We start from the raw sequence: 16,794 nt of genomic DNA on the forward strand, positions 1-16,794 counted from the left end.
AAAACCCGATACAGCGCGCGCCAGTCTTGGCATAATCCGCCATGTTTTCAGATTAAGTCTTTACATACAAATAAGCTGTGGTGGCCGTCCGGCCCGAGCAGCCCGGACCGGAGGCCGGGGAGATGGAGCAACAAGAGCAGGCACGGCGCGACGCCGTGCCGCAACACGTCGTCGATTCCGCGGTGATCCCGCAGGCGGCAGACGAGGCGCAAGACGCCGAATTCCGGGTTTCGCCCCGCATCGAGGACTGGATCGGCGTGGTCGTGATGGTGCTGCTGGTCTGCATCACCTTCGCCAACGTGGTGGTCCGCTATTTCACCGACGAGTCATTTGCCTGGACCGAGGAATTTTCGGTTTTCCTGATGATCGTGCTGGCGCTGGTCGCCGGCAGCGCCGCGGTGGCGCGCGACCGCAATATCCGTATCGAGTTCTTCTTCGAGCGCGGCAGCCAGGCGCGGCAGAAACGGCTGGCGGTCCTGTCGGCGCTGGTCGTCGCCGTGATGTTTATCGCGCTGGCCATATTGGGCGCCCGCATTACGTGGGATGAGTACACCTACGGCGAGACCTCGCCGGGCATTGGCGTGCCAAGCTGGTGGTATTCGGTCTGGCTGCCGTTGCTGTCGGCGGGCATTGCGCTGCGCGCATTCGGCCTGATGCTGCGCAATGCGCGCGCGCTCAAGGCATTGCATGCCGGCCGCAACGGACAGGGGCAGAAGCCATGACGCTGATCGCCATCATCCTGTTCGTGGTCTTCATTGGCCTGATGCTGCTGGGCGCGCCGATTGGCGTATCGCTCGGGATGGGCGGCCTGATCGCCATCGGCCTGTCCAATCTCGATACCCAGATGTTCGGCCTGCTGGCCGTGCCGCAGAACTTCTACGCGGGCCTGGCCAAGTATCCGCTGCTGGCCATTCCGATGTTCGTGCTGGTCGGCTCGATCTTCGACCGTTCCGGCGTGGCGCAGCGGCTGGTGACGTTTGCCATCGCCATCGTCGGGCGCGGGCCGGGGATGCTGCCGCTGGTGGCCATCCTGGTGGCCATGTTCCTGGGCGGCATTTCGGGCTCCGGCCCCGCCAACGCGGCCGCGGTCGGCGGCGTGATGATCGCGGCGATGTCGCGGGCCGGCTATCCGGGCTCGTACAGCGCGGCGGTGGTCGGCGCCGCGGCGGCGACCGACATCCTGATCCCGCCCTCGGTGGCCTTCATCATCTACAGCGTGCTGGTGCCGGGCGCATCGGTGCCGGCGCTGTTCGCGGCCGGCATGGTCCCGGGCGTGCTCGCCGGCGTGGCGCTGATCGTGCCGGCGGTGTGGCTGGCGCGCAAGCACAATATGGGCGCGATCGAAGCCTCGCTGCCGCGACCGCCGTTCTGGAAGAGCCTGCGCGAGGCGGCCTGGGGCCTGGTGGCGCCGTTCCTGATCCTGGGCGGCATGCGCGCCGGCTGGTTCACGCCGACCGAAGCCGCGGTGGTGGCGGTGGTCTACGGCCTGTTCGTGGGCATGGTGATCTACCGCAGCATCGGCATGAAGGACCTGTTCGTGATTTTCCAGGAAGCGGCCGAAACGTCGGCCGTGATCCTGCTCGTGGTCGCGCTGGCGGGCATCTTCGCGTATGCGCTGTCGACGCTGGGCGTGATCGATCCGCTGGCGCACGCCATCGCCAACTCCGGGCTCGGCGAATACGGCGTGCTGGCGCTGATCGTGCTGCTGCTGATGACGGTGGGCATGTTCCTGGACGGGATCTCGATCTTCCTGATCTTCGTGCCGCTGCTGCTGCCGATCGCCAACGCCTTCCACTGGAACCCGGTGTGGTTCGGCGTGGTGCTGACGCTGAAGGTGGCACTGGGCCAGTTCACGCCGCCGCTGGCCGTGAACCTGATGGTGTCGTGCCGGATTGCCCGGGTGCGCATGGAAGAGACCGTGCCCTGGGTGATCTGGATGCTGCTGGCGATGTTCGTCGCCATGCTGATGGTGCTGGCCTATCCGCCGCTGGCGACCTGGCTGCCGAACTACCTGGGCTATTGATTCAAGCGTAGCCACTACGAACAACAAGCAACACGCAACCAACAACGATCCAAGAGGAGAGACCTGATGAAACGCCGTGCCCTGATGCTGTCGATCGCTGCCACGATCGCCGCTTCCGCCTTCGCGCCCGCCGCCACCATGGCGCAGACCTACAAGCCCGAGTACAAGATGTCGCTGGTGCTCGGCCCGGCCTTCCCGTGGGGCAAGGGCGGCGAGATCTGGGCCGACCTGGTCAAACAGCGCACCAACGGCCGCATCAACATCAAGCTGTACCCGGGCACGTCGCTGGTGGCCGGCGACCAGACGCGCGAGTTCTCGGCGATCCGCCAGGGCGTGATCGACATGGCCGTGGGCTCGACCATCAACTGGTCGCCGCAGGTCAAGGAGCTGAACCTGTTCTCGCTGCCGTTCCTGATGCCCGACTACAAGGCGCTGGATTCACTGACGCAGGGCGAAGTCGGCAAGCAGATCTTCACGACGCTGGAAAAGGCTGGCGTGGTGCCGCTGGCCTGGGGCGAGAATGGCTTCCGCGAAGTTTCCAACTCCAAGAAGGAAATCCGCAAGCCGGATGACCTCAAGGGCATGAAATTGCGCGTGGTGGGTTCGCCGCTGTACATCGAGACCTTCAATGCGCTGGGCGCCAACCCGACCCAGATGAGCTGGGCCGATGCGCAGCCGGCCATGGCCTCGGGCGCCGTGGACGGCCAGGAGAACCCGCAGTCGGTGTTCGCCGCCGCCAAGCTGTACACGGTGGGCCAGAAGTTCGTGACGACGTGGGGCTATGTGGCCGACCCGCTGATCTTCGTCGTCAACAAGCAGATCTGGGAAAGCTGGACGCCGGCTGACCGCGAGATCGTCAAGCAGGCCGCCATCGACGCCGGCAAGCAGGAAATCGCGCTGGCCCGCAAGGGCCTGTCCGAGCCGGGCGCGCCGGCCTGGAAGGACATGGAAGGCCACGGCGTCAAGGTCACGCACCTGACGCCGGCCGAGCACGATGCCTTCCGCAAGGCGACCGCCAAGGTCTACGACAAGTGGAAGAAGCAGATCGGCGCGGACCTGGTGACCAAGGCGGAAGCCTCGATCGCCAAGCGCTAAATCATCGGACAGGCCCGCCAGGAATGGCGGGCCTGTTGCATTGGAGACCGTGATGAAGCACGTCTATACGGCGGTCATGCCGATCCGCTGGGGCGACATGGACGCGATGGGCCATGTCAACAACACCGTCTACTTCCAGTACCTGGAGCAGGCGCGCATCGAGTGGTTTGCATCGCTGGGGCGCGGCGGCAAGGATCCGAAGGGGCAGGGGCCGGTCATCATCAATGCGCACATGACGTTCCTGAAGCAGTTGCGCTATCCCGGCACGATCGAATGCCGCGTTTTTGCGGGGCAGCTCGGGCGAACCAGCTTCGAGACGCGCATGGAGATCGTGCGTACCGATATGCCCGATGTGGTGTGGGCCGAAGGCGGGGCGAAGGTGGTGTGGTGCGACTATGCGGTGGAGAAGTCGGTGCCGGTGCCGGCGGAGATCCGGACGATAGTTGAGGACTGAACGACGAATCTTGCGACGGAGCGGGTTTCTCCCCTCTCGAGCCTGTCAGATTTTTAGTGTGACGAGGTCATGAGACGATTACGGAAACGTCCTATGACCGACACAACAGTGACCAAGAAGAGCAAGAGCCCGAAGGCACCCAAGCTGTTCCCTGATGAACTGATCGATCAACTGCTGGCGCAGGTCCAGAACAAAGATGCCGAGTCGATCCTCGGCGAATCAGGCCTGGCTGGGCAGTTGAAGAAGCAATTGGCCGAGCGAATGTTGGCGGCCGAACTGACTCATCACCTGGAGAGCGAGGCGGAGCAAGGCAAAGCCGGCAACCACCGCAACGGCAAGAGCCCCAAGACAGTCATTACGCCCAACGGCGAGCTGACGCTCGATATCCCGCGCGATCGGCAGGCAACGTTCGAGCCGCAGTTGGTTGGCAAGTATCAACGCCGGCTTCCAGGCTTCGACGACCACGTCATCAGCATGTATGCGCGCGGCATGAGCGTGCGCGAGATTCAGGGCCATCTGCTGGAGCTATACGGGCTCCAGGTGTCGCCCGATCTGATTTCCACGGTCACGGATGAGGTGCTGGCCGACGTCGAGCAATGGCAGCAACGGCCGCTCGAGGCCATGTATCCGATCGTGTACTTTGACGCGCTCCGGCTGAAGATTCGCGACGAAGGCACGGTCAAGAACAAGGCGGTCTATCTGGCGCTGGGCATTCGGGCCGACGGCCGCAAGGAAGTACTGGGCCTGTGGATCGAGCAAACCGAGGGCGCCAAGTTCTGGCTGAAGGTCTTCAACGAATTGAAGAACCGCGGTTTGAACGACATCCTAATCGCAGTGGTCGATGGCTTGCGCGGCTTTCCCGAGGCGATCGAAGCGGTCTATCCGGATGCCCAGATCCAGACCTGCATTGTGCATCTGATCCGCAATTCGCTGAGTCTGGCGAGTTGGAAGGATCGCAAGCCGCTCGCTGCGGCGCTCAAGCCGATCTATCAGGCCGCCACGGCCGATGCGGCAGCAGCGGCGCTGGAGGCTTTCTCCCAAGGCGAATGGGGTCGTAAATTCCCTACCGTCGCGGCCATGTGGCAACGCCAGTGGGAGCAAGTGATTCCCTTCTTTGCCTATCCACCGGAAGTACGCAGAATCATATATACGACCAACGCCATTGAAAGCATGCACATGCAGTTGCGCAAGATCGTCAAGAATCGAGGCCACTTCCCCAGCGACGAAGCGGCCAGCAAGCTGTTGTTTCTGGCCTTGCGCAACATCGAAAAGGATTGGAAGATGCCGCCTATCACCTGGCGGCAGGCAGTCAATCAGTTCGCCATTCTGTTTGGCGAGCGATTCACCAACGCCATCGGCTGAGATTTCTTACAACGACCTCAGCACACGAAATTCCTGACACGTCCCCCCTCTCCCATGCATGGGAGAAGGGCCGGGGGTGAGGGTTGGCGTATCTCGATGCGACAGGCCTGACTTCGTGGAAGCGCCGGCCCTCACCCCCAACCCCTCTCCCGCAAGCGGGAGAGGGGAGCAACCCACCTCAGTCGCTATCTCAGTGGTTCACCAGCCGCTGCACCAGATCCACCGACGTACTCGCCCCGTATTTTTTCATCAGTCGCGCCCGATAGATATCGACCGTCCGCGGACTGATCGCCAGCAGCTTGCCGATCTGCTTGCTGGTCTTGCCTTCCACGAGCTGCGCTGCAATATCACGTTCGCGCGCCGTCAACTCGGCCGTGACCTGCCGCTTCTGCGATAAATCCTCGAACGTCCAGATCCCTGCCCCGAGCGGCTGCGAGCGATCCAGCGACCGGCCCGTGACGTGGCACCAGAACAGTTCGCCAGTGGCCCGTTTCATGATCCGTTCGTCAGAGTACATACCGCGCTTGTTCATGATCGGTACGATGCGTGCGCCGGTGCGCTCGAATTCGTCGGGCGTGGGGTATAGCACCTGGAACGATTCGCCGATCAGTGCCTGCCGCGTGGTGCCGAAGATGCGGCAAACCTCGTCGTTGCAGTCCTCGATCATGCGTTCGCGCGACAGCACCAGGCCCACCGGGGCGAGCTGGAAAGCGGTCTGGTAATCGATGGCGGGCATCTGCTTATGTATTTTTACGTAATGGCGTAGCTGGCGCGGGTTGCGTATCCTTTCGGTCGGACGAGAGCGCGGCGCCCGCCGCCGATTGTACCGTTACAATTTCCTTGCGTCGTCCGCCGCACAACCCGGCGGCGGGCCAGGCGACAGGGGACTACCGAGGAAGGAGCGAAGCATGAACAAGGTCTACGCCAGCGCCGCGGAGGCGCTTGCAGGCGTCGTCCGCGACGGCCAGACGATCGCCGTGGGCGGTTTCGGCCTGTGCGGCATTCCCGAGGCACTGATCGCCGCGCTGCGCGACACCGGTGTCAAACAGCTGACCTGCATCTCGAACAACGCCGGCGTGGACGGCTTCGGCCTGGGCCAGCTGCTGGCCACGCGCCAGATCAAGAAGATGATCTCGTCCTACGTGGGCGAGAACAAGGAATTCGAGCGCCAGTACCTGGCCGGCGAACTCGAGCTGGAATTCACGCCGCAGGGCACGCTGGCCGAGAAGCTGCGCGCCGGCGGTTCGGGCATTCCGGCCTTCTTTACCAAGACCGGCGTCGGCACGATCGTGGCCGAAGGCAAGGAAATCCGCGAATTCGATGGCGAAAAATACGTCATGGAGCGCTCGCTGACCGCCGACGTGTCGCTGGTCAAGGCCTGGAAGGCCGACAAGGCCGGCAACCTGGTATTCCGCCGTACCGCGCGCAACTTCAACCCGATGTGCGCCATGGCCGGCAAATTCACCGTGGCCGAGGTCGAGCAGATCGTCGAAACCGGCGAGCTGGACCCCGATGAAATCCACCTGGCCGGCATCTTCGTCAAGCGCCTGGTGCTGAACACCAACCCCGAGAAACGCATCGAGCAGCGCACCGTGCGTGCCGCCAAGTAAGAGGGAGACACATCATGGCATGGACACGTGACGAAATGGCCGCGCGCGCCGCGACCGAGTTGCAGGATGGCTTCTATGTGAACCTGGGGATCGGCCTGCCGACCCTGGTGGCCAACTGGGTGCCGGAAGGCATGGAAGTGTGGCTGCAGTCGGAAAACGGCCTGCTCGGCATCGGCCCGTTCCCGACCGAGGACGAAGTGGACGCCGACATGATCAACGCCGGCAAGCAGACCGTGACGACGCTGCCGGGCTCGTCGATTTTCTCGTCGGCCGATTCTTTCGCGATGATCCGCGGCGGCCATATCAACCTGGCCATCCTGGGCGCGATGCAGGTCAGCGAGAAGGGCGACCTGGCCAACTGGATGATCCCGGGCAAGATGGTCAAGGGCATGGGCGGCGCGATGGACCTGGTCGCCGGCGTGGGCCGCGTGGTGGTGCTGATGGAACACACCGCCAAGAAGAAGGACGGCACCGAGGACATCAAGATCCTGAAGGAATGCAACCTGCCGCTGACCGGCCTGGGCGTGGTCAACCGCATCATTACCGACCTCGGCGTCATCGACGTGACGGCGGACGGGCTGAAGCTGGTGGAAACCGCTCCGGGCGTGAGCCGCGAGGAAATCCAGAGCAAGACCGGCGCAACGCTGCTGTAAGCGTCGCCGCCTGAACGAAAAAGCCCCGCTTCGCAGCGGGGCTTTTTCGTTCAGGCGGGCCGGACTTACTGTGCGACCCAACCGCCGTCCATGTTCCAGATCGCGCCGCGTACCTGGCGCGCCGCCTCGGAAGCCAGGAACACCGCCAACGCGCCGAGTTCTTCGGGCGTGACGAACTGGCCCGACGGTTGCTTCTCGATCACCAGCTCGCGCTTGGCCTGTTCGACCGGGATGCCTTCCTTCTGCGCGCGTGCGTCGACCTGCTTCTGCACCAGCGGCGTCAGCACCCAGCCCGGGCAGATGGCATTGGCGGTCACGCCGGTCTGCGCGGTTTCGAGCGCCGTGACCTTGGTCAGGCCGACGATGCCGTGCTTGGCCGCGACATAGGCAGACTTCTGCGCCGATGCCACGAGCCCGTGGGTCGAGGCGATATTGATGATGCGGCCCCAGTTTTTCTGCTTCATGCCGGGCAACGCCAGGCGCGTGGTGTGGAAGGCCGAGGTCAGGTTGATGGCGATGATCGCGTCCCAGCGATCGGTCGGGAAGTCCTCGATATTCGCCACGAACTGGATGCCCGCATTGTTGACCAGGATATCGGCGCCGCCGAATTCGGACTCGGCATAGCGCATCATGTCTTCGATCTCGGCCGCCTTGCTCATGTCCGCGCCGTGGTAGCCCACCTTGATGCCGGTGCCGGCCTGCGCGATCTCGCGCTTTGCGTCCTCCACGTCACCAAAGCCGTTGGCGATGATGTTGGCGCCTTGCGCTGCCAGCGCCTGCGCGATGCCGAGTCCGATGCCGCTGGTCGAGCCAGTCACCAGTGCTGTCTTGCCTTTGAGCATGTAAGCCTCCGTTGAGATCGAGAGTCGAGAGAATGGATGGCCGGACACGGCCGGCCGAACCGCTCCGCCCGTGCCATGCGACGCTGCGCGTGTGGCTGCGCAAGGCAGGGCGGCGGCGTGCGTCGTAGCGCGCGTAGTGCTGTGGCATTGTAACCGCTGCGGCGTACAATCCTGCTTTGCTCAACCTCCGGCAACGCCCGTGCGGCGGCCGGTTCGTCAGGGAGTTCAGATGTCTGCCAGTCCGCGCCTCGGCTTTGTTCAGTGCATCAGTCCGGCGGGCCTGCACCGCATGGCCTATCACGAATGGGGCGACCCGGCCAATCCTCGCGTGCTGGTGTGCGTGCATGGCCTGACGCGCACGGGCCGCGACTTCGACATGCTGGCCCAGTCGCTGTGCGGCGAGTACCGCGTGGTGTGTCCCGACGTGGCGGGCCGCGGGCGTTCCGACTGGTTGCCCGACCCCAGCAACTACGTGGTGCCGAAGTACGTGGCGGACATGGTGACGCTGATCGCCAGGCTCAATGTGGAGAAGGTCGACTGGTTCGGCACCTCGATGGGCGGCCTGATCGGCATGGGCCTGGCGGGGTTGCCCAACTCGCCCGTGCGCAAGCTGCTGCTCAACGACGTGGGGCCCCGCATCACGGCCTCGGCCGTGGAGCGGATCGGCGCCTATCTCGGGCTGCCGGTGCGCTTCAAGACCTTTGAGGAAGGTCTGGCCTACCTGCAGACCATCAGCGCTTCATTCGGACGCCATACACCGGAACAGTGGCGCGAACTGAATGGCGCGATTCTCAAGCCGGTGCAAGGCGAACAGGGCCTGGAATGGGGCTTGCATTACGATCCGGCACTGGCCGTGCCGTTTCGCGCTGCCACGCCGGAGCAGCTTGCCGCGGGCGAGGCCGCCCTGTGGCATATGTTCGAGGCCATCACGGCGCCGGTGCTCGTCGTGCGTGGCGCGCAATCGGATCTGCTGCTGCGCGACACCGTGGCGGACATGGTGGCGCGTGGCAAGCATGTCAGTTCGGTGGAAATGCCCGATGTGGGGCATGCACCGACTTTTGTCGATCCGGCGCAGATCGCCGTGGCCCGCCAGTTTTTCCTGGACGGTGCGTGAGCGGCGCGACGCCGGATCGGTTGTATCAACCTGAATGCGTTTGATTTGTCATGAGCAGCAATGAACTGAAGCGCGCCCACGTGGGCAAGCGCCTGTCCGAATACGCGGTGTACAACGGCGTGGTCTATCTGGCTGGCCAAGTCCCCGAAGTCGACCCGAAGGCCGATATCCACGGCCAGACACGCGAAGTGCTGGGCCACATCGACCGCCTGCTGGCGGAGGCCGGCAGCGACAAGACGCGCATCCTGTCGTGCCAGATTTTCTTGACCGACATCGGGCTGATCGGTGCGATGAACGAAGTGTGGGACGCGTGGGTGCCGCAGGGCAACACGCCGCCGCGCGCGACCGTCGAAGCGAAGCTGGCCAATCCCGACTACCTGATCGAAGTGGTGGTGACCGCTGCGCTCAACTGAAGACGGCGTCGTGACATGGTGACCCTATGGTGACGTCTACCGACCTGGCCGGCCAGGTTGCCGGCGTCCCGGACGCCGACATGGTCGGACGTGCGCTGGCGTACGTGCGCGAGCAGGCGGGCGATGCCTTGCTGCCGACCGGCGAGCCGGTGCTTTCGCATGCGGAAGGGATGCTGCGCATCCTGGACGGCCTGCGCGTGGACGACGCGGCGCGCGCCGCCTGCTGCCTGTTCCCGCTGGCCGAGTTCGCGCCGGCGGCGGAAGCGGACATCGAAGCGCGATTCGGCGAAGACGTAAGCAGGATGGTGAAGGGCGTGCGACAGCTGCTACGCATCGGCGCCATCGCCGGCGGCCACGACGTGCAGGAGGCTTCGCGCAACGTGGCGCAGGCCCGGCACGAACAGGTGGAAGCGCTGCGCAAGATGCTGCTGGCATTCGCGCAGGATATCCGCGTCGTGCTCGTGCGCCTGGCGTCGCGGCTGCAGTCGCTGCGCTGGCTGGCGCAGCACAAGCGCGAGCCGCTGCCGGGCCTGGCGCGCGAGACGCTCGACATCTACGCGCCGCTCGCCAATCGGCTGGGTATCTGGCAGATGAAGTGGGAACTGGAGGACCTGGCCTTCCGCTTCGAGCAGCCCGACACCTACAAGCGCATCGCCAAGCTGCTCGACGAAAAGCGCATCGAGCGCGAAGGGTATATCGCCAGCGCCATCGCGCGCCTGCAGGCGGAGCTGGCCGAGGCTGGCATCCGCGCCGAGGTAAGCGGGCGGCCCAAGCATATCTACAGCATCTGGAAGAAGATGCGCGGCAAGGAGCTCGACTTTGCCGACCTGTATGACGTGCGCGCGTTCCGCGTGATCGTGGACGACATCAAGGACTGCTACACGGTGCTCGGCATCGTCCACCATATCTGGCAGCCGATTCCGCGCGAGTTCGACGACTACATCTCGCGGCCGAAGTCCAATGGCTACAAGTCGCTGCACACGGTGGTGATCGGCGACGACGGCCGCGCGTTCGAGGTGCAGATCCGCACGCAGGAAATGCACCACTTCGCCGAGTACGGCGTGGCGGCGCACTGGCGCTACAAGGAGGCGGGCAGCAAGGGCTATAGCGGACAGTTCGCCGCGAGCGACAGCTACGACGAGAAGATCGCGTGGCTGAGGCAATTGCTGGCGTGGAAGGACGATGCCGACCATAGCGTGACCCACGATGAATCTCCGTGGGAACAGCTCAAGCACGCGGCCATCGACGACCACATCTACGTGCTGACGCCGCAGGCGCGCGTGATCGCGCTGCCGCAGGGCGCCACGCCGCTGGATTTCGCCTACTACCTGCACAGCGACCTTGGCCACCGCTGTCGCGGCGCGCGTGTCGAAGGCACCATGGTGCCGCTGAATACGCCGCTGAAGAACGGCCAGACCGTCGAGATCATCGCCGTGAAGCAGGGCGGGCCATCGCGTGACTGGCTCAACCCCGAGCTGGGCTACCTGGCCAGCAGCCGCGCGCGTGCGAAGGTGCGCGCGTGGTTCAACGCGCTGGACTCGCAGGAGACTATCGCGCAGGGCCGCGTGCTGATCGACAAGACCCTTCAGCGCGAGGGCAAGACCGCTGTCAAGCTCGAAGACCTCGCGACGCGGCTTGGCTTCAAGTCGCCGGACGAACTCTTCGCCGCGGTGGCGAAGGAAGAGTTCAGCCTGCGGCATGTGGAACACGCGCTGCGGCATCCGGAAGGCGAGGTGCAGGCGCCGATCAGCGAAGAAGACGCCGTCACCAAGAAGAGCCGTGCCACCAGCGTTGCGCGTGGCGCCAAGACCGGCGTGCTGGTGGTTGGGGTGGACTCGCTGATGACGCAGATGTCGCGCTGCTGCAAGCCGGCGCCGCCGGACGAGATCGTGGGGTTTGTCACGCGCGGGCGCGGGGTATCGATCCATCGGCGCAACTGCCACACGTTCCAGCAGCTCTCGGCGCGGGCGCCGGAGCGCGTCATCCAGACGGAGTGGGGCAAGAAGAGCGACGCGGTCTATCCCGTCGATATCCATGTCGAGGCCGTCGACCGCCAGGGGCTGCTGCGCGATATCTCCGAAGTGCTGTCGCGCGAGAAGATCAACGTCACGGGCGTGAAGACGCTGTCGAGCAAGGGCGTGGCGCGGATGCAGTTCACGGCTGAGGTATCGGAGGCCACGCAACTGCAGCGCGCACTGTCCCTGATCGAAGATGTGCAGGGGGTATTGCAAGCGCGAAGAAAATAAGGTTATAATCGCTTCTTCACTAGGCTCGTAGCTCAGCTGGTTAGAGCACCACCTTGACATGGTGGGGGTCGTTGGTTCGAGTCCAATCGAGCCTACCAACGAATTGCAGTACGGCAGTACAACAACACAGTGCGGCAAGTCCGATTCAACCTCACAAGGAACGGAAAGGCATCATGTTCATGACACCGCGAACTACTACCGCTGGCAAGCGACAGTAGTCGAGGTGCGCCTCCGTCCCGGTTGAATCCGGATTTGACAAAGAGAAACGCGGCCTTGGCCGCGTTTTTTTTCGTCTGCTTTCTCGTCGGTCATCTGCCAGCTGCCTGATAAGCTTGCCGCCTGCTGTGGGCAGCACCAAGAACGTTGCCGGCACGCCGCCTTTTTCAGGGTGGGCCGGTGCTACAAAAGATGCAGTTTGATCCGCCCGCGAGCGTCAGGCGCCGGGGTGGAATCCTGGAGAGTCGAAATGATCGCAATCACGCTGCCGGATGGGTCCCGTCGCGAGTTTCCCGGCCCGGTAACGGTTGCCGAAGTGGCGCAGAGCATCGGTACGGGCCTGGCCAAGGCCGCGCTGGCTGGCAAGGTGGATGGCAACCTGGTCGATACGAGCTACTCGATCGATCGTGATGTGGCGCTGGCCATCATCACGGACAAGGATGCCGACGGCGTTGATGTCATCCGCCACTCGACGGCCCACTTGCTGGCTTATGCGGTCAAGGAACTCTACCCGGACGCGCAGGTGACGATCGGGCCGGTGATCGAAAACGGCTTCTACTACGACTTCGCCTACAAGCGCCCCTTCACGCCGGAAGACCTCGCCGCCATCGAAAAGAAGATGACGGAGCTGTCGCGCAAGGACGAGAAGGTCACGCGCGAGGTGTGGAACCGCGACGAGGCGGTGGCGCTGTTCGAGTCGATGGGCGAGAAGTACAAGGCCGAGATCATCGCTTCGATTCCGGCGGACCAGGAGATCGGCCTGTACCGCGAAGGCAAGTTCGTCGACCTGTGCCGCGGCCCGCACGTGCCGTCGACGGGCAAGCTGAAGGTCTTCAAGCTGATGAAGGTCGCGGGTGCCTACTGGCGCGGCGATGCCAACAACGAGATGCTCCAGCGCATCTACGGCACGGCCTGGGCGAAGAAGGAAGACCAGGAAGCCTACCTGCACATGCTTGAAGAGGCCGAGAAGCGCGATCACCGCAAGCTCGGCAAATCGCTCGACCTGTTCCACCTGCAGGAAGAGGCGCCCGGCATGGTGTTCTGGCACCCGAAGGGCTGGCAGGTGTGGCAGGCCGTCGAGCAGTACATGCGCGGCCGCCTGACGGAAGCCGGCTACGACGAAGTGCGTACGCCGCAGGTGATGGACCGTTCGCTGTGGGAGAAGTCCGGCCACTGGCAGAACTACAAGGAAAACATGTTCGTCACGGAATCGGAAAAGCGCGACTACGCGATCAAGCCGATGAACTGCCCCGGACATGTGCAGATCTTCAACCACGGACTGCGTTCTTACCGTGACCTGCCGCTGCGCCTGGCCGAATTCGGCGCCTGCCATCGCAACGAGCCGTCCGGCGCCCTGCATGGCCTGATGCGTGTGCGCGGTTTTGTGCAGGATGATGCGCATATCTTCTGCACGGAAGAGCAGATCGTGGCCGAGGCGAAGGCCTTCAACGAACTGGCGTTCTCGGTGTACGACGATTTCGGCTTCAAGGACGTGGCGGTCAAGCTGTCCTTGCGCCCGGATCAGCGCGCCGGCTCCGACGAAGTTTGGGATCACGCCGAAGAAGGCCTGCGCCTCGCGCTGCGCGCCTGTGGCGTGGAGTGGGAGGAGTTGCCGGGCGAGGGTGCCTTCTACGGCCCGAAGGTCGAATACCACATCAAGGACGCCATTGGCCGTTCGTGGCAGTGCGGCACGCTGCAGCTGGACCTGGTCCTGCCGGAGCGCCTGGATGCCGAGTACGTCTCCGAGGACAACTCGCGCAAGCGTCCCGTGATGCTGCACCGGGCGATTCTGGGTTCGTTCGAGCGCTTCCTGGGCATCCTGCTCGAAAACCATGCAGGTGCGCTGCCCGCCTGGCTGGCGCCGGAGCAGGTGGTGGTCATGAATATCGCGGATTCGCAGGCTGAATATGCTGAAAACGTCGTGCAATCGCTGCTAAAACAAGGGTTTAGGGCGAAGGCCGATTTGCGTAACGAGAAAATTACGTATAAAATCCGCGAGCATTCGCTTCAGAAGATTCCCTACCTGCTGGTGGTGGGCGACAAGGAGCGAGATGGAAATCAAGTGGCCGTGCGTGCCCGAGGCAATGTGGATCTGGGTGTGATGCCCGTCTCCGCGTTTGTGGAGCGTCTGCAACATGACGTTGCCAGCAAAGCCTGATGGGTCGGAAGCACGGCTTGTTTTTTTGTCTTCTTGAGGTAACGGAACATCGCTACGGACAAAGGTCACCGCATCAACCGTGAGATCCTCGCGCCCGAACTGCGCCTGGTAGGGGTTGATAACGAGCAGCTTGGCATCGTCAAGTTCATGGACGCGCTTCGCCTGGCTGAGGATAAGGACTTGGATTTGGTGGAGATCGCCCCGAACGCGACTCCGCCCGTCGCCCGGATCATGGATTACGGGAAGTTCAAGTACGAGGAAGCCAAGCGCGCGCACGAGGCGAAGCTGAAGCAGAAGATCATCCAGGTCAAGGAAGTGAAGTTCCGCCCTGGCACGGATGACGGCGACTACAACGTCAAGCTGCGCAACCTGAAGCGCTTCCTGGAAGACGGCGACAAGACCAAGATCACGCTGCGCTTCCGCGGCCGTGAGATGGCGCACCAGGAAATCGGCGCGCGCGTGCTCGAACGCCTGAAGGCGGACCTGGAGGAAATCGGCCAGGTCGAGCAGATGCCGAAGATGGAAGGGCGCCAGATGGTGATGGTGCTCGCCCCCAAGAAGAAGAAGTAATTTTTGCGCAATGCGGCGGCCGGGATGCCAAGGCATTCCGGCGTTGTGTCGCGTGGAAGTAGCGCGGAACCCTTTCGGGGAACCGTGCAAAAACAAGTGGATGCGGGTCTTGCAAGCGTCGGCGACAGCCGTCCACCTGCATGCATGTCATAGAGCTGGAGTTTTTCATGCCGAAGATGAAGACGAAGAAAAGCGCCTCCAAGCGCTTTACTGCCCGTCCGAACGGTTCGTTCAAGCGTGGCCAGGCCTTCAAGCGTCACATCCTGACCAAGAAGACCACCAAGAACAAGCGTCACCTGCGTGGCACCCTGGACGTCCATGAGTCGGACGTCAAGTCGGTGCGCGCAATGATGCCGTACGCATAACCTCTAACGACAGCGAAAGGAGTATTCAATGCCTCGAGTTAAGCGTGGGGTTACTGCACGGGCCCGCCACAAGAAAGTCATCGACGCTGCCAAGGGTTACCGCGGCCGTCGCAATAATGTCTACCGTATCGCCAAGCAGGCGGTCATGCGTGCTGGCCAGTACGCGTACCGCGATCGCCGCAACAAGAAGCGCGTGTTCCGCGCGCTCTGGATTGCGCGTATCAATGCCGCGACGCGTGAGCATGGCATGACCTACAGCGTGTTCATGAACGGTCTGAAGAAGGCCTCGATTGAACTGGACCGCAAGGTGCTGTCGGACATGGCTATTCACGACAAGCCTGCCTTTGCTGCCATCGTCAACCAGGTGAAAGCCACCGTTGCCTGATGCCGGCTGCGGCAACCCGTAGGGGTTGCCGGGCAAGCACCGACCGCAAGGTCTGCTGAAACGGGGCTCTCACAGGGCCCCGTTTTCATTTTCGAATGCCGCTTCGGCGATTGTTCCGATGCCCCGCACGGGCAGTGCCGAAACGCCATTCGAAACGAACTCCAACCTGCGCCGCGACAGACGTCGTGTCACGGCGCCAAGCTATTTCCACGACCGCCATGTCCCAGGATCTGGATCAAATCGTCGCCGACGCCCAGGCCGCTTTCGCCGCCGCCAACGACAACGCCACGCTCGAAAACGAGAAAGCCAGGTTCCTCGGCAAGACCGGCGCGCTGACCGAACTGCTCAAGGGCCTCGGCAAGCTCGACCCGGAAACGCGCAAGAGCGAAGGCGCGCGTATCAACCAGGTGAAGCAGCAAGTCGAAGCCGCGCTGACGGCGCGCCGCCAGGCACTTGCCGACGCGCTGATGAACGCGCGCCTGTCCGCGGAAGCGATCGACGTGACCCTGCCGGGCCGTGCCGTCAGCCGCGGCAGCCTGCACCCGGTCATGCGCACATGGGAGCGCGTGGAACAGATCTTCGGCTCGATCGGCTTCGACGTGGCCGACGGCCCCGAGATCGAAACCGACTGGATGAACTTCACTGCGCTGAACAACCCGGATAACCATCCGGCGCGTTCGATGCAGGACACGTTCTATATCGACGGCCGCGACAGCGACGACAAGCTCCTGCTGCTGCGTACGCACACCAGCCCGATGCAGGTGCGCTACGCCAAGATGCATGTCGAGAAGTACGCCGGCAAGGCCATGCCGCCGATCAAGGTGATCTGCCCCGGCCGCACCTACCGCGTCGACAGCGACGCCACGCACTCGCCTATGTTCAACCAGGTCGAAGGCCTGTGGATTGGCGAGGACGTGAGCTTCGCGGACCTGAAGGGCGTGTACACCGATTTCCTGCGCAAGTTCTTCGAGCGCGACGATATCCAGGTGCGCTTCCGCCCGTCTTATTTCCCGTTCACCGAACCGTCGGCCGAGATCGACATGGCATTCGGCAACGGCAAATGGCTGGAGATCTCCGGCTCCGGCCAGGTGCATCCGAACGTGCTGCGCAATATGGGCCTGGATCCGGAGCGCTATATCGGCTTCGCCTTCGGCTCGGGCCTGGAGCGCCTGACGATGCTGCGCTATGGCATCAACGACCTGCGCCTGTTCTTCGAAGGCGACGTGCGCTTCCTGCGCCAGTTCGCCTGACGCGCAGCGCCGCCCAGCCCTTCGTCAAAGACATCACA

General features: G+C 63.4%; 17 protein-coding genes and 1 tRNA gene. 16 read left to right on the forward strand and 2 right to left on the reverse strand.

Annotation, left to right across the window (positions count from 1 at the left end):
• Window positions 1–122: 122 nt before the first annotated feature.
• The 5 genes from ACIGJB_RS06410 (at window position 123) to ACIGJB_RS06430 (ending at window position 4,934) form a co-directional block, all read left to right on the forward strand.
• Entirely contained in the window at window positions 123–722 is a 600-nt protein-coding gene (locus tag ACIGJB_RS06410) for a TRAP transporter small permease (RefSeq protein ID WP_483731900.1), read from the forward strand.
• Complete coding sequence (locus ACIGJB_RS06415; RefSeq protein ID WP_483731901.1) at window positions 719–2,023, forward strand: TRAP transporter large permease; 1,305 nt, start codon at window positions 719–721, stop codon at window positions 2,021–2,023. The genes ACIGJB_RS06410 and ACIGJB_RS06415 overlap by 4 nt, the downstream gene beginning before the upstream one ends.
• Before the next feature lie 66 nt (window positions 2,024–2,089).
• Window positions 2,090–3,118, forward strand: coding sequence for a DctP family TRAP transporter solute-binding subunit (locus ACIGJB_RS06420; RefSeq protein ID WP_483731902.1), 1,029 nt, complete (start codon window positions 2,090–2,092; stop codon window positions 3,116–3,118).
• A 52-nt stretch (window positions 3,119–3,170) separates the two neighbouring features.
• A complete protein-coding gene (locus tag ACIGJB_RS06425; RefSeq protein ID WP_483731903.1) occupies window positions 3,171–3,572 on the forward strand; it encodes an acyl-CoA thioesterase in 402 nt (133 codons plus the stop codon).
• Between the two features lie 93 nt (window positions 3,573–3,665).
• On the forward strand, window positions 3,666–4,934 hold the full coding sequence (locus ACIGJB_RS06430) for an IS256 family transposase (RefSeq protein ID WP_483729500.1): 1,269 nt from the start codon (window positions 3,666–3,668) through the stop codon (window positions 4,932–4,934).
• 190 nt (window positions 4,935–5,124) lie between these two features.
• Here ACIGJB_RS06430 and ACIGJB_RS06435 read toward each other — a convergent pair whose 3' ends face one another.
• Window positions 5,125–5,670: a PAS domain-containing protein gene (locus ACIGJB_RS06435; RefSeq protein ID WP_483711114.1), complete on the reverse strand. Its 546-nt coding sequence runs from the start codon at window positions 5,668–5,670 to the stop codon at window positions 5,125–5,127.
• A 172-nt stretch (window positions 5,671–5,842) separates the two neighbouring features.
• Here ACIGJB_RS06435 and ACIGJB_RS06440 point away from each other — a divergent pair, with 172 nt between their 5' ends.
• Entirely contained in the window at window positions 5,843–6,544 is a 702-nt protein-coding gene (locus ACIGJB_RS06440; RefSeq protein WP_483731904.1) for a CoA transferase subunit A, read from the forward strand.
• 14 nt (window positions 6,545–6,558) lie between these two features.
• On the forward strand, window positions 6,559–7,197 hold the full coding sequence (locus ACIGJB_RS06445) for a CoA transferase subunit B (RefSeq protein ID WP_483731905.1): 639 nt from the start codon (window positions 6,559–6,561) through the stop codon (window positions 7,195–7,197).
• Between the two features lie 65 nt (window positions 7,198–7,262).
• Here ACIGJB_RS06445 and ACIGJB_RS06450 read toward each other — a convergent pair whose 3' ends face one another.
• A complete protein-coding gene (locus tag ACIGJB_RS06450) occupies window positions 7,263–8,039 on the reverse strand; it encodes a 3-hydroxybutyrate dehydrogenase (protein WP_483731906.1) in 777 nt (258 codons plus the stop codon).
• A 229-nt stretch (window positions 8,040–8,268) separates the two neighbouring features.
• Here ACIGJB_RS06450 and ACIGJB_RS06455 point away from each other — a divergent pair, with 229 nt between their 5' ends.
• The 9 genes from ACIGJB_RS06455 to pheS all read left to right on the forward strand — a co-directional run bounded on the left by ACIGJB_RS06455 (window position 8,269) and on the right by pheS (window position 16,756).
• Window positions 8,269–9,153 carry an alpha/beta fold hydrolase gene (locus tag ACIGJB_RS06455; RefSeq protein ID WP_483731907.1) on the forward strand — a complete coding sequence of 295 codons (885 nt, stop codon included), beginning with the start codon at window positions 8,269–8,271 and terminating at the stop codon, window positions 9,151–9,153.
• 50 nt (window positions 9,154–9,203) lie between these two features.
• The gene (locus tag ACIGJB_RS06460) at window positions 9,204–9,566 is read left to right on the forward strand and encodes a RidA family protein (RefSeq protein ID WP_483731908.1); all 363 of its coding nucleotides are present in this window, start codon (window positions 9,204–9,206) and stop codon (window positions 9,564–9,566) included.
• Window positions 9,567–9,592: 26 nt separating this feature from the next.
• Window positions 9,593–11,812 (forward strand): RelA/SpoT family protein, encoded by a 2,220-nt coding sequence (locus tag ACIGJB_RS06465; RefSeq protein ID WP_483731909.1) that lies wholly within the window; start codon window positions 9,593–9,595, stop codon window positions 11,810–11,812.
• Between the two features lie 21 nt (window positions 11,813–11,833).
• Window positions 11,834–11,910, forward strand: a tRNA-Val gene (locus ACIGJB_RS06470).
• Between the two features lie 368 nt (window positions 11,911–12,278).
• Window positions 12,279–14,186: a threonine--tRNA ligase gene (gene thrS / locus ACIGJB_RS06475; RefSeq protein WP_483731910.1), complete on the forward strand. Its 1,908-nt coding sequence runs from the start codon at window positions 12,279–12,281 to the stop codon at window positions 14,184–14,186.
• Window positions 14,187–14,234: 48 nt separating this feature from the next.
• On the forward strand, window positions 14,235–14,756 hold the full coding sequence (gene infC / locus ACIGJB_RS06480) for a translation initiation factor IF-3 (RefSeq protein ID WP_483711473.1): 522 nt from the start codon (window positions 14,235–14,237) through the stop codon (window positions 14,754–14,756).
• A 167-nt stretch (window positions 14,757–14,923) separates the two neighbouring features.
• Window positions 14,924–15,121 carry a 50S ribosomal protein L35 gene (gene rpmI, locus ACIGJB_RS06485; RefSeq protein WP_483711122.1) on the forward strand — a complete coding sequence of 66 codons (198 nt, stop codon included), beginning with the start codon at window positions 14,924–14,926 and terminating at the stop codon, window positions 15,119–15,121.
• A gap of 28 nt (window positions 15,122–15,149) precedes the next feature.
• Window positions 15,150–15,506 (forward strand): 50S ribosomal protein L20, encoded by a 357-nt coding sequence (gene rplT / locus ACIGJB_RS06490; RefSeq protein ID WP_008650487.1) that lies wholly within the window; start codon window positions 15,150–15,152, stop codon window positions 15,504–15,506.
• Window positions 15,507–15,724: 218 nt separating this feature from the next.
• Window positions 15,725–16,756, forward strand: coding sequence for a phenylalanine--tRNA ligase subunit alpha (gene pheS, locus ACIGJB_RS06495; RefSeq protein ID WP_483731911.1), 1,032 nt, complete (start codon window positions 15,725–15,727; stop codon window positions 16,754–16,756).
• The last annotated feature ends 38 nt before the right edge of the window (window positions 16,757–16,794 follow it).

This window comes from Cupriavidus sp. C2SS-8b (genome assembly GCF_057073745.1).